This window comes from Clostridium chromiireducens (assembly GCF_002029255.1).
Lineage (GTDB): Bacteria > Bacillota > Clostridia > Clostridiales > Clostridiaceae > Clostridium > Clostridium chromiireducens.
On the sequence record NZ_MZGT01000051.1, the window covers coordinates 23,079 to 37,184 of the forward strand.

At 30.2% G+C, this 14,106-nt stretch carries 12 protein-coding genes; 10 read left to right on the forward strand and 2 right to left on the reverse strand.

Annotation, left to right across the window (positions count from 1 at the left end):
• The first annotated feature begins 176 nt into the window (after positions 1-176).
• Complete coding sequence (hisS, locus tag CLCHR_RS17180; protein ID WP_079441078.1) at positions 177-1,430, forward strand: histidine--tRNA ligase; 1,254 nt, start codon at positions 177-179, stop codon at positions 1,428-1,430.
• A gap of 39 nt (positions 1,431-1,469) precedes the next feature.
• Complete coding sequence (aspS, locus tag CLCHR_RS17185; protein WP_079441080.1) at positions 1,470-3,266, forward strand: aspartate--tRNA ligase; 1,797 nt, start codon at positions 1,470-1,472, stop codon at positions 3,264-3,266.
• A gap of 232 nt (positions 3,267-3,498) precedes the next feature.
• Here the strand turns inward: aspS and CLCHR_RS17190 are convergent, their stop codons facing one another.
• Both CLCHR_RS17190 and rpsD read right to left on the reverse strand, forming a co-directional pair.
• The gene (locus tag CLCHR_RS17190) at positions 3,499-4,206 is read right to left on the reverse strand and encodes a hypothetical protein (protein WP_079441081.1); all 708 of its coding nucleotides are present in this window, start codon (positions 4,204-4,206) and stop codon (positions 3,499-3,501) included.
• A gap of 85 nt (positions 4,207-4,291) precedes the next feature.
• Positions 4,292-4,888: a 30S ribosomal protein S4 gene (rpsD, locus tag CLCHR_RS17195; RefSeq protein ID WP_079441083.1), complete on the reverse strand. Its 597-nt coding sequence runs from the start codon at positions 4,886-4,888 to the stop codon at positions 4,292-4,294.
• A 304-nt stretch (positions 4,889-5,192) separates the two neighbouring features.
• Between rpsD and CLCHR_RS17200 the strand changes: the two genes are divergently transcribed.
• The 8 genes from CLCHR_RS17200 to CLCHR_RS17235 all read left to right on the forward strand — a co-directional run bounded on the left by CLCHR_RS17200 (position 5,193) and on the right by CLCHR_RS17235 (position 14,092).
• Positions 5,193-5,885, forward strand: coding sequence for a DUF554 domain-containing protein (locus tag CLCHR_RS17200; protein WP_079441085.1), 693 nt, complete (start codon positions 5,193-5,195; stop codon positions 5,883-5,885).
• A gap of 87 nt (positions 5,886-5,972) precedes the next feature.
• A complete protein-coding gene (locus CLCHR_RS17205) occupies positions 5,973-6,755 on the forward strand; it encodes a PhzF family phenazine biosynthesis protein (protein ID WP_079441087.1) in 783 nt (260 codons plus the stop codon).
• A gap of 297 nt (positions 6,756-7,052) precedes the next feature.
• Complete coding sequence (locus tag CLCHR_RS17210) at positions 7,053-8,255, forward strand: ABC transporter ATP-binding protein (RefSeq protein ID WP_079441089.1); 1,203 nt, start codon at positions 7,053-7,055, stop codon at positions 8,253-8,255.
• 2 nt (positions 8,256-8,257) lie between these two features.
• Positions 8,258-9,121: a carbohydrate ABC transporter permease gene (locus tag CLCHR_RS17215; protein WP_079441091.1), complete on the forward strand. Its 864-nt coding sequence runs from the start codon at positions 8,258-8,260 to the stop codon at positions 9,119-9,121.
• A complete protein-coding gene (locus CLCHR_RS17220) occupies positions 9,121-9,942 on the forward strand; it encodes a carbohydrate ABC transporter permease (RefSeq protein WP_079441092.1) in 822 nt (273 codons plus the stop codon). Before CLCHR_RS17215 ends, CLCHR_RS17220 begins: the two co-directional genes overlap by 1 nt.
• Before the next feature lie 172 nt (positions 9,943-10,114).
• Entirely contained in the window at positions 10,115-11,479 is a 1,365-nt protein-coding gene (locus tag CLCHR_RS17225) for an ABC transporter substrate-binding protein (RefSeq protein WP_079441093.1), read from the forward strand.
• A 144-nt stretch (positions 11,480-11,623) separates the two neighbouring features.
• On the forward strand, positions 11,624-12,466 hold the full coding sequence (locus CLCHR_RS17230) for a glycerophosphodiester phosphodiesterase (RefSeq protein ID WP_079441096.1): 843 nt from the start codon (positions 11,624-11,626) through the stop codon (positions 12,464-12,466).
• Positions 12,467-12,796: 330 nt separating this feature from the next.
• Positions 12,797-14,092, forward strand: a complete 1,296-nt coding sequence (locus CLCHR_RS17235; protein ID WP_079441094.1) for a homoserine dehydrogenase — start codon at positions 12,797-12,799, stop codon at positions 14,090-14,092.
• Positions 14,093-14,106: the final 14 nt, after the last annotated feature.

A 14,106-nucleotide genomic window follows, 5' to 3' on the forward strand; every position in this document is an offset into this window, starting at 1 on the left:
GGATAATTATACATATGGGAATAATATGCATATTCTAAGAAAATATTTGCTTTTAATAAGAAAGTTTATTTAGGCTAAAAAATCTAATTAAGAACTTTATTAAAAGTAAGCAGTTAATTGCATGAAATAGTGTTATAAATATTAACTGTATTAAACTGGTTGGGAGGAACTAAAAAATGGCAATGGAAATGCAAGCACCTAAAGGGACTAAAGATATGTTACCTGAAGATGCATATAAGTGGCAATATATTGAAAGTGTGTTCAGAAAGGTTGCTAAAACTTACGGAATAAGAGAAATAAGAACGCCTATGTTCGAGCATACAGAATTATTTTTAAGAAGTGTTGGGGATACTACCGACATAGTTCAAAAGGAAATGTACACTTTCAATGATAAAGGAGATAGAAGTATAACATTAAAACCAGAAGGAACTGCCTCAGCAGTTAGAGCATTTGTAGAAAATAGATTATTTAATGAAGCTCAACCTACAAAGTTATATTATATAACTCCCGCTTTTAGATATGAAAATGTACAAAAAGGAAGACTTAGACAATTTCATCAATGTGGATTGGAAGTTTTTGGTTCAAATGCAGCTTCAATGGATGCAGAAGTTATAGCAGTTGCCATGGATACTTTAAAGGAATTGGGTTTAAAGAGTTTAAGTTTAAATATAAATAATTTAGGATGCCCAAGTTGTAGACCTAAATATAATGAAGCACTAAAGAAATTTTTAGCTGAAAATTATGATGGACTTTGTGATACGTGTAAAACTAGATTTGAAAAAAATCCTATGAGAATCTTAGATTGTAAAGAAAAGAAATGTCATGAAATCACAAAAAATGCTCCAACAATTTTAGAGTATGTATGTGAAGAATGTGAAACACACTTTAATAAAGTTAAAGAATATTTAGATATTTTAGGTCTTCCATATACAATAGATCCAGGTATAGTAAGAGGATTAGATTATTATACTAAAACTATATTTGAAATTCTAACTTCAGATTTCACAGTATGCGGTGGAGGAAGATATGATAAGCTTATTGAAGAACTTGGTGGTCCTGATATGCCAGCAGTTGGATTTGGTATGGGAGTAGAAAGATTAATTATGACTCTAGAAAAAGAAAATATAGAAATACCTAAGGAAAACTTATTTGATTTATATATTGGTGCTAGAGGGGAAGAAGAAAGCAAGTATGCATTTAAGTTAGCTAGCAGTTTAAGATCTCTAGGTGTTAAGTGCGAAATAAATCACATGGGCAGAAGTGTAAAAGCCGAAATGAAATATGCTAATAAAATAGGTGCAGCCTTTACTACTATTTTAGGTGAAGATGAATTAACAAATAAAAAAATTAACCTAAAGAGAATGAGTGATGGCGAAATATTTGAAGTGTCATTAGATGACTTAGATGAAATTGCAAAAACACTTAAGTAATTAATAGTTTATAAAAAGAACCAAGGGAGGATTTTAGTAATGGGTGAATCTTTAAACGGATTAAAACGTACAATGATGTGTGGAGAACCTAGAGAAGAACATGTAGGAAGTAAAATAACTTTAATGGGATGGGTTCAAAGAAATAGAAAACTTGGAGGTCTCGAATTTATAGATTTAAGGGATAAAACAGGTATAATGCAAGTGGTTTTTGGTGAAGAAATAAATGCGGAAGCTTTTGAAAAAGCAAAGTCAGCTAGATCAGAATACTGTATTGCTGTAACAGGAGAAGTTGTTAAAAGAGAAAGTGTTAATGAAAACATGCCAACTGGTTTTGTTGAATTAAAATGTGAAGAGATAAAGATTCTTTCTGAATCAGAAACTCCTCCAATTTACATAAAGGAAGATTTAGATGCAGCAGAAAATATCAGGTTAAAATATAGATATTTAGATTTAAGAAGACCTGACATGCAAAGAATATTTGAAATAAGAAGTAAGACAACTAAAGCTATTCGTGATTATTTAGAAGAACATAACTTCTTAGATGTTGAAACTCCAATTTTAACAAAGAGTACACCTGAAGGAGCTAGAGATTATTTAGTGCCATCTAGAAATTATCCAGGAATGTTTTATGCGCTTCCTCAATCACCTCAAATATTTAAGCAATTATTAATGGTATCTGGATTTGATAGGTATTATCAAGTAGCGAAGTGTTTTAGAGATGAAGATTTAAGAGCAAATAGACAGCCAGAATTTACTCAAGTTGATATGGAGTTAAGTTTTGTTGAGCAAGACGATATTATGGCTGTAAATGAAGGATTAATTTCTCATGTATTTAGAGAAGTAGGCGGAGTAGATGTTAAGCTTCCAATTAAGAGAATGACATTTAGAGATGCTATGGAGAAATATGGTTCAGATAAACCAGACTTAAGATTTGGAATGGAAATAACAGATATAACTGAAAATGTTAAAGATTTAGACTTTGTTGTATTTAAATCAGCAATAGAAGCGGGAGGATCTGTTAGGGCTCTATGCTTAAAAGGTGGCGCAGAACTTGGAAGAAAGCCTTTAGATAAACTAGGCGAATTCGTTAAAACATACAAAGCTAAAGGTCTTGCTTGGATTCAAATTAAAGAAGATGGTGTTAAATCATCGATAGCTAAATTCTTAACTGATGATGTGACAAATTCCATTGTTAAAACTATGAGTGCTGAGAATGGTGATGCTATTTTAATAGTAGCAGATAAAAATTCGGTAGTATTCCAAAGTTTAGGTGCTCTAAGATTAGAACTAGCTAAGCAATTTGATTTAATTAAAGATAAAAGTGAATTTAACTTTACATGGATTACGGAATTCCCATTGTTTGAATACAGTGAAGAAGAAGAGAGATACACTGCTTGTCACCATCCGTTTACAGCTCCAATGGATGAAGACTTAGAATTTATTGAGTCTGATCCAGGACGTGTACGTTCTAAGGCTTATGACTTAGTATTAAATGGTGAAGAATTAGGAGGAGGATCTATAAGAATCCACGACATGGCTCTTCAAGAAAGAATGCTCAAAGCACTTGGATTTACTCAAGAACAAGCATGGGCTCAATTTGGATTCTTGCTACAAGCTTTTAAATTCGGACCACCACCACATGGCGGTTTAGCATTTGGTTTAGATAGAATGATTATGTTCTTAGCTGGAACTGATAACATTAAAGATGTTATTACATTCCCTAAAAATCAAAATGCATATTGTTTCTTAAGTGAAGCTCCAAACATAGTTGATGAAAAACAACTAACAGAACTTGGAATTGGAATTCTTCCTAAAGAAAATGAAATAAAAGAATAATTACTAAAGGATTGTGACTAATAGCATATTGTTAGACGCAATCCTTTTTATGTATTATTTATATAGAAGAAAAGATAAAGAAGACTTTTATACTGCTATAATAATATTTAGTATAAAAGTCTTTTTATAAAAATAGATTGAATTTTTTTTAGATATGTTTTTGAAATGCTATAGTATAAAATCTTATAAATATTAGACTTAGCTATTCTTGATAAGGGATTAGAAAGTAACCTTAGAAGAGAATTGGTGCGTTAGTATTCAATATATCAATTAATCTTCTACTTAGCAAAGGTTCTTCAACAGCGTTGTCGCAGGCAAATTTCAGTTCATCTAACGTCATAGAAATATCTTCCTCAATGAATTCTTTTGAATCCCAAATTATAGAATCTTCTATAAAATTGAAAATATCACATGGATTATTAAATATTTTCAAGAATAATCTCTGATTAGGATCGTTATCCCAAACGTCATTGAATGAGTCGCAAAAGTTTTTGAATTCAACATCTAGTGAATTCTGCTTAGAATTCCAAAGGTTACTTATGAACTCATAGGATTTTTTCATTGAATTTACAGAGTTTAAATCTACATTCGAATCATTATATTTTAAGGTTTCACTAACTATAGTATCAAAATCAGATATAGGTATAAAGAAATCATCAGAATTGCGATCAAACCAACTAAAAAAAGATGTTGGTAAAAACACATATTCTAAAAATCCTAGTAAACTGTAACCACAAGGATAAGCAGCCCACCCGCATTGCAAAATATTTTTATCAAGATCGAAAATTCCCGTATAAATGATTTTTGAATTTTTAGTTATTTCCTTACTATCAAAATATCCTTCCCATAAATCTTCATTATTAATAATTTTGCTTTTCCAGAAAGAAAAATTATTATAGGGATTCTTTCTTAGATTATTTTGTTTTATATTAGCTTCCAATGATAAATTCCCCCTCTCAATAATCATATACTAAAAAAGTAAAACAGAAGAAAAATTAACTGTTTTCTTTAGTTCTATGTTTTAATTAAAGTTTAGAATAATACTCTACTACTAGTGAATCATTTATTTCGATAGGAACCTCTTCTCTTAATGGATATCTACTAAGAGTACCTGAAAAATTACCTTCGTTTTTACTAAGGTATGGATATGCATTAAGAATATTGGATAAAAAAGTATCTCTAAATAAATCATTATGTTGAGACTTTTCTTTTAATTTAATGGTATCTCCGAGATTTATATTGAAAGATGGAATATCTACTTTTTTACCATTTACAAGAAAATGACCATGAACTACCATTTGGCGGGCTTGAGCAATAGAGGTTGCAAAACCAAGTCTATAAACTAGGTTATCAAGTCTGCACTCTAGTCTTTTAATTAAAGAATAACCAGTTGGCTCCTTATCTTTAAGTGCTTTTTTAACATAAGAGGCAAATTGTTTTTCCATTACACCGTAATATGCTCTAAGTCTTTGTTTTTCTAGTAATTGTGTGCCGTACGCTGAAAGCTTTTTTGCATTTCTAGCACTACCATTATTAGATCTTTTCATTGCGTTAGGATGTCCAATAACATTTAATCCTAGACGTCTACATAATTTAAACCTAGGGTTCCTCATTCTTGCCATAAAATATCAACTCCTATCAAGTCAAGCATAAAAATCAGTCTAAAAAACATAGCATTTATAAAAAAATATTTGTGAATTTCAGTCACATTATTATTCGTATATAGTAAGATATAAATCTTAGGGATTTTTGTGACTAATTTCATAATTAGTTTACTCAAGATGAATGATTTGACACGTTGTATTTTATGGTAATTCATTTAAAGAATTACATGAAGTTAGAGTTTAGAGCTTGCTAAAATAGTTTTAATAAAATATATATGTTATAATTAATCAGAATAAAATGTGTAAAATTGGGGGAAGAAAAATGTTAGGAACAATAGTAAATTCATTAGCAATAATTGGCGGCTGCTTGGTAGGATTAATTGTTAAAGGGAGGCTTACTGAAAAAGTTAGTACAACAATAATGAATGGACTAGCTTTATGCGTATTATACATAGGAATATCAGGAGCGCTTAAGGGTCAGGATACATTACAAATTATCATTTGTATAGCTATAGGTGCTTTGGTTGGAGAAATAATAGATTTTGATAAAAGACTTAATGATTTAGGAAATATAATTGAAGAAAAGATAAATAATAATAAAAAGAACAATTCGAATGAAAAGATATCTGTATCAGAAGGATTCGTAACATCGAGTTTATTATTTTGTGTTGGAGCAATGGCAGTAGTTGGATCTCTTGAAAGTGGATTAAGAGGAGACCATTCTACTCTTTTTGCTAAGTCTATTCTAGATGGGGTATCTTCCATAATATTTTCATCATCTCTTGGTATAGGAGTAATGCTCTCTTCGGTTGCTATATTAATTTATCAAGGAAGTATAACACTTCTTGCAGGAGGTCTTTCAACTGTATTAACTGAAACTGTAATAAGTAATATGTCAGCTGTCGGGAGTCTTTTAATTGTAGGCCTTGGATTTAATATGCTTGGAGTAAGCAAGATTAAAGTTGCAAATTTACTTCCTGCTATATTTATACCTATTATATTTGGGCTTTTTTAAGATAATAAAATATTATAATTATTTCTTTATGATAAAAACATGATCTATACATATCTATGCAATTAAAATGAAATGAGGTAATGTAATATGAAAATAAAAATGTATCAAGTAGATGCATTTACAGAAGAGATTTTTAAAGGAAATCCAGCTGCTATATGCATATTAGAAGAGTGGATAGATGAGAATTTAATGCAAAATATTGCTAGTGAAAATAATTTATCAGAAACTGCTTTTTGCATAATTAAAGATGATATATGTGAATTAAGATGGTTTACGCCAGAAGAGGAAATAGATCTATGTGGACATGCAACTCTTGCTACTGCATATGTGATATTTGAAGTTCTAAATTATCCTAAGAATAGTGTAAAATTTGAAACAAAGAGTGGAATTCTAACCGTAGAAAAAGACGGAGAAAATATAACTATGGAATTTCCAAGTAGAGAAGGTATTGAAGTTGCTATTACTGAACAATTAATACAAGGTTTAGGAAAAGAACCTAAGGAAGTATATAAGTCGAGAGATTTAATGGCAGTGTATGATAATGAGCAGGATATAATAGATTTACAGCCTAATATGGAAGGATTGAAATTAATTGATGCATTTGGAATTATAGTTACTGCCAAAGGAGAAAGTTCTGACTTTGTTTCAAGATATTTTGCTCCCTTATGTGGAGTACCGGAAGATCCAGTGACGGGTTCAGCCCACTGCACCTTAGTTCCATATTGGTCTAAGGTTCTTGAACAAAATAAAATGATTGCTCATCAATTATCTAGAAGAGGTGGATTATTGGTGTGTGAATATACTGGGGAAAAGGTGAAGATTTCTGGAAAAGCCAAGTTGTTTTTTAAAGGAGAAATTTTTATAGATTAAATTATTTTTTTGTGCTAGATAAGCTCAAAATTTAAAATACTGTTAAGACCTAAAGATGAACTAGTCGTATTTTAAATATTTGTGTGAAATTAGCAATATTATATATTTGTGAAAATGAGTTTGTAGGTATTTCTTACGAACTCATTTTTTATTGGTTAACTTTTAATTAACCAAGTTTAACATGGATTAAATATAAATGTAATAAAGAAGGGTTATAGTTAAAAAGTGGAAGGCGAGAACTTATTAGCAATAATTATAGTTAATATAATCTAGAATCTTTAGAAAGTAGGTTAGAATATGGCAAATGTAATTTTAAAAAACATTAATAAGTGGTATGAAAATGATTATAAGGCTGTTAACACTATTAATTTAGATATTGAGAATGGAGAGTTTGTAGTTTTAGTAGGGCCATCAGGCTGTGGAAAATCTACAACATTAAGAATGATTGCAGGCCTTGAAGACATATCTTCAGGAGACTTGTATATTGGAGAGAAACTAGTAAATAAAGTTGAATCAGTTAATAGAGATATAGCTATGGTATTTCAAAATTATGCTTTATATCCACACTTTTCTGTTTATGAAAATATGGCATTTGCCCTTAAGATTAAAAAAATGGATAAAAAGGAGATAGATAAAAAAATACAGGAAACCGCAGAAATATTAGAACTTAAAGATTTATTAAATAGAAAGCCAAAAGAATTATCAGGAGGGCAGAGGCAAAGAGTTGCATTAGGTCGTGCAATTGTTAGAGAACCAAAGGTATTTTTGATGGATGAGCCGCTATCAAATTTAGATGCAAAGCTTAGAGTGTCAATGAGAAGTGAGATAATTAAACTTCATCAAAGGTTAAAGACAACTTTTATTTATGTAACACATGATCAAACCGAAGCCATGACGATGGGGAGTAAAATTGTTGTAATGAATAAGGGAGAAATACAACAAGTTGCAGATCCAGTTTCAATATATGAGAAACCAAGAAATAAATTTGTAGCCAGTTTTATTGGTTCTCCACAAATGAATTTTTTTAATGTTGTTGTAGATAGAATCGATGATAGGTTATATATAGAAAACAAATTTATCAGATATGAGATTAAAGAAAATCATTTAAAAAAGATATTTGAAGAGAAGTATTATAGGGCGGAAGTAATAGTTGGAATAAGGCCAGAGGATATTGAAGTTGTTCATTATATTAGCAGTGATTCTAATGAGAGGTTTGTTATCGAGGATATTGGAAGTAATATTAAAGTCAAAGAGTTTGTAGAAAAAACAGTTTCGTCAAAATTGGAGAAAAATAATATCGCTTTAGCACAGATAGAATTAGTTGAAATCTTGGGTTCGGAAACATATATACACTTCAATATTAATAATAATAAGTTCATTTGTAAGGTTAACGGAGTGTTTAGAGGGGAACAAGGACAAACTATAAGTGTTAAATTTAATTTTAGTAGAGCCCATTTCTTTAACAAAGATTATGAAGAGAGAATTGATTGGGAGGAATAAAGATGAAAGTCATTTTAAAGAAGATTGAACCGTACTTATATTTAACTCCTTGTCTTTTGGGATTTTGGATATTCATGTTTTTTCCGTTTTTAAAGACGATATTTTTAAGTTTCAATATAACAAATGCTAATGGGGAAGCTGTTGAATTTGTAGGATTTGATAACTACAAAGAATTATTTTTATCATCAGATTTTTTAAATAGTATTCAAATAACAATTAAGTTTGTAGCAATTACAGCCATACCAGCAATAATTATCGGACTTATACTTGCTGTACTTGCAAATAGGAAATTTAAAGGAAATAATGTGTTTGAAGTTATGTTTGCAATGCCAATGGCAGTATCATCATCAGCTGCTGCTGTAGTTTGGATGTTATTATTCCATCCATCAATTGGAATTATAAATTATCTCATAAAAGCACAAATTGGATGGTTGACTGATGAAAAACTGGCATTATTCTCGGTAGCTTTAGTGACAGTTTGGCTTAATATAGGATTAAATTTTATATTTATATTAACAGGGTTAAAAAATATTCCGGATGAATTAAATGAAAGTGCACAAATAGATGGAGCTAGTAAGATTCTAAAGTTTTTTAGATTAACTTTTCCTCTGATCTCACCCACATTATTTTTTGTTGTATTTATAAATATGGTTAATTCATTTCAATCCTTTGCACAAATTAAATTATTAACATCAGGTGGACCAGCTAATTCAACTAACGTTATTGTACATGAAATTTACAGGGAAGCATTTTTTAACAATAGATTTGAAACAGCATGTGCAGAGTCAACAGTATTATTTTTTATAATATTTTTGATTACATTAGTTCAATTTGGATTTGAGAAGAAGGGAGTATTTTATTCATAATGGAGAGCAAAGTTAAAAACTTATTGTTATATTCAATTAATATTTTGATTGGACTCATTATAATTTTTCCAATAATATACGCATTCAGTGTTAGTTTGATGACTCAGGATGAGATATTTTCTTTTCCACCTAAATTGTTGCCATCAAGCATTAATTTAGATAACTATAAGCAAGCAATATCATCAGTTCCAATATTCAGATTTATTTTAAATAGTTTTTATATATCTAGCGTAATTACAATAGGACAAATGGTAACTTCCTGTTTAGCTGCATATGCATTTTCTTATTTTGAATTTAAAGGGAAAGGTATATTATTCGTTCTATGTTTATCGACTTTAATGATTCCAAGTGAATCAACAATAATAGCAAATTATTTAACTATAGCGAAACTAGGTCTTACAGATACTTATACAGGTCTAATAATACCTTTTTTAGCATCGGCTATGGGGATATTTTTAGTAAGGCAATTTTATCTGACTATCCCTAAAGAGTTAAAGGAGGCATCAACTATTGATGGTTGTAGCAACTTTAGATTTTTTATAAACGTCTTGCTTCCTATATCACGACCTGTAATATCAGCTCTTGGAGTATATACATTTTTAAGTACTTGGAACCAATATATGTGGCCATTACTTGTAACAAATGCACCAGAAAAAAGAACAGTTCAAATAGGTATAAGTATGCTTCAATTTGCAGAAAGCCAAAACATAGGATTGGTTTTTGCAGGAGTAATAATGATTATTTTACCGTCAATTGTGATTTTTATTATTGGACAAAAGCAGCTTATAAAAGGAATCACAGCTGGAGCAGTAAAAGGATAGAAAAGCAAAACGCTGTACATGTTAGATAATATTGAAAATTAACGATTTATCTACTAGTGTGCGTTAAAAATATAATACCAATGAATTTATTTTATTAAGGCAAAAGATTAAATGTTTATATGAGACTTTGAGAAATTAATACTAAATTATGAAGAATGAAGGGGAGTTTTTTATGAAGAAAAGAATTTTATCAGTTTTACTAACTGCATGTTTGTGTGCTACATTCCTAATGGGGTGTGGAAGTTCAGCTACCAGCAGTGAAAGTGTTAAGACAAATGGAAAAGCAGATGGAAAAAAGGAAATTGTATTTTGGCATTCAATGGGTGGTGGTGGCGGAGAAGCCATCAACGAAATGGTTGACAAATTCAATAAAGAAAACAAAAATAATATAATTGTTACTGCTCAATATCAAGGAGAATATGATGATGCTATAAATAAAATAAAAAGTTCTAAGGACAAAAAAAGTTATCCAGATGTAATGCAGCTTTATGATATTGGTACTAGATGGATGATAGACTCTAAGCTATCAACTCCAATGCAGAAGTTTATTGATGAAGAGAAATATGATACCTCAGCCTTAGAACAAAATCTTTTGGGGTATTATACTGTTGATAAAAAATTAAATTCTATGCCATTTAATTCATCAACTCCGATTCTTTATTATAATAAAACAGCTTTTAAAGAGGCTGGCTTAGATCCAGAAAAAGCTCCAACGGATTTTGAGGAAATAAAAGCATATTCAGAAAAGTTAACTAAGAAGGATGGAAATACTGTGACTCAATATGGATATTCTATGGCCATTTATGGTTGGTTCTTTGAACAATTTTTGGCTAAACAGCTAACTCCCTTTGCAAATAATGGTAACGGAAGAGAGTCTAGTGCTACGGCAGTAGATTTTAAAAATAATGGTGGAGGTTTAAAAATTCTAAAAGCGTGGAAAAGTCTTTACGATCAAGGGTTACTTGGAAACTTTGGCAGAAAAACAGCTGATACACAACAAGCGTTTATAGCTGGAAAAACAGCTATGTTTATTGATTCAACTGCATCACTTAATACTGTATTAAAAGGAGTTAATGGTAAGTTTGAAGTTGGAACAGCCTTTTTACCTAAAATAAATAAGGATGACAAAGGTGGAGTTTCAATTGGAGGAGGATCCTTATGGATTTTGAATAAAGATGATGATGCAAAGCAAAAAGCTGCTTTTGAATTCATTAAATTTATGGTTTCGCCAGAACAACAAGTATATTGGAATGAAAAAACAGGATATTTTCCAGTAACCACAAAAGCTTATGATTTACAAGAAATGAAAGATAACTTAGCAAAAACTCCTCAATTTAAGACCGCAATTGATCAACTACATGCATCACCAATTGAATCTAGAGGAGCACTTCTAGGAGTATTCCCAGAGGCAAGACAAACTAATGAAACAAATATAGAAGCAGTGCTACAAGGAAAATTAACGCCAGAAGAAGCGATAGATGCTAGTGAAAAATCAATTAACTCAGCAATCGAAAAGTATAACAAGGCTAATAAGTAATGGATAACTAAAAATAAATGAAGTAATTCAAACATAATTATTATTAAATAAATATAAAAAAGATAGTGGGTATTAGATTATATCTTCTATCTTTTTAATATTAACAATTAAAATATATGAAGGAGTATTATAAGAATGAGTAGGATGAAAATTTTAAACATTGCCCATAGAGGATATAGTGGTAAATTTGATGAAAATACTATGCTTGCATTTAGAAAAGCTATTGAATACAATGCAGATGGAATTGAAACTGACGTTCAGCTATCAATGGATAACGTACCTATTCTAATTCATGATGAGACATTGGAGAGGACTACGAATGGTCACGGTTATGTAAAAGACTATACTTTTTATGAAATTAAAATGTTTAGAACTAAAAGCTTGCCTAAAGTTCTAAAGTTAAAGGAAAAGGCAATGGAGCAGCTACAAAAAGTAAATTGCACCATCCAAAACAATAAACTAAAAATTGGTGATTACACATTGGAAGAAGTAGAGTATTTTCAAAATAATAATGGTGAAGAAATACCAACATTAAAAGAACTCTTCGAACTATTTATAGATTCTAACTTAAAGGTATTGAACTTAGAATTAAAAAATGGAATAATTCCCTATGAAGGTTTAGAGGAAAAAGTACTATCAATGATTTATGAGTATAATATAAAGGATAAAGTTATAATTTCAAGTTTTAATCACTTAAGTTTGGCTAAAATAAGAAATCTAGATAAAGAAATAAAACTAGGAGCATTAACAAATTCAACGCTTGTGAATGTTCCAAGGTATTTGAAAGATATATCGGCAGAATGCTATCATCCGTGCTTTCCTAGTATATTAAATCAGAAATATATTCAAGAAATTAAAGAAGCAGGTATTGTGATTAATCCATATACAGTTAACGAAGAGGAGCACATGAAGATGGTTATGAAATATGGAGCTTACGGTATAATTACGGATGAAGTAGAAAAGCTATATAAGTTAAGCAACAGTTAAATGACTTTCATTTATTTATATGAGTTCATAAATCTAAATTACTCTAATTATGTGAAGAAAGTATTAAGTCTATTATACAATGTTTAAAGAAAGTTCTAAAATGATTATTGGGAGTAAGGGCTAGCTATTATCATATGAATATTTAAAAAATATCAAATCACCTTCAAATGAAGTATAAATTTGAGAAGGTGATTTTTTTCTCCTATAGAAAATATTAAATAAAAAAATATAGCCAAAAATTAATATAAGAATTATAATTAATAAGAATACTATAACTTACTATAGATATAGGACATATTTTATTTATGTTTAACTTAAGGGGGGCACAAAATGAAAAAAGTAAAAATAGCACTACTAGGATTGGGGAATGTTGGTCGTGGTGTTTGGATGATTTTAAATTCTAATAAAGAAGAAATTATGAAAAGATGCGGATATGAAGTAGAAGTTGCAAAAGTCCTTGTAAGAGATAAGAATAAGCCAAGAGGTGTAGATATACCTAATGAACTTATAACTACAGATTTTAATGAGATATTAGAAGATGACTCAATTAAAATCGTTGTTGAAGTTATGGGAGGAATGGAGCCTGCTAGAGATTATATGCTTAGATGCATGGATGCTAAGAAACATATAGTAACTGCTAACAAAATGTTACTTGCAACTGGTGGCGATGAACTTTTTGAGAAGGCTGATGAAAAGGGGATTATGTTTAGTTATGAAGCTAGCGTAGCTGGAGGTATTCCAATTATAAAAGGAATAGATGAAAGTTTGACTGCTAATAAAATAGAAACTCTTTATGGAATTGTAAATGGTACAACGAACTATATATTAAGTAAGATGGAACTTGAGGATGCTGATTTTGACGATGTATTAAAAGAAGCTCAAGAAAAAGGATATGCAGAAGCGGACCCTACATCAGATATTGAAGCGTATGATGCACAATACAAATTGGCTATATTAGCATCATTGGCTTTTGGATCAAAGATAGATGTGAAAAATGTATATAGAGAAGGTATTGTTAAAATCGAAGCTGTTGATATGAAGTATGCTAAAGAATTTAAAATGGGAATAAAATTATTAGCTATAGCGAAAGAAATTAATGGGAAGGTTGAATTAAGGGTTCATCCGACAATGATTCCTAAAAAACATCCGCTTTCAAATGTTTACGATTCATATAATGCAGTGTTTATAAGAGGAAATGCAGTTGGAGATTTAATGTTTTATGGAAGAGGGGCAGGCGATCTGCCTACTGGAAGTGCAGTGGTTAGTGATATAGTTTCAATCGTTAGAAGTAATGTTGATACAGATAATTCAAATCCAGTAGTTAAGAATAATTTATGGGAAAGAGAAATCTTAGAAATGGGTTCTGTTGAAAGTAAATATTATATTAGAGCTACTGTTCTAGATGAATCAGGAGTGCTTGGAGAAATAACTGCGATACTTGGAAGACACAATGTGAGTATACGTTCAGTTATACAAAAAGGCGATGAAGAAGATGGGCAAGTAACGATTGTTTTAGTTACTCATAGAACAAAAGAAGCTCAAATTGATAATGCAATTGAAGAGATTAAAAGCTTAAAATCAGTTAATAAAATAGATAATATAATAAGAATAGAGGATTTTAAGTAAAAATATATTTTTTG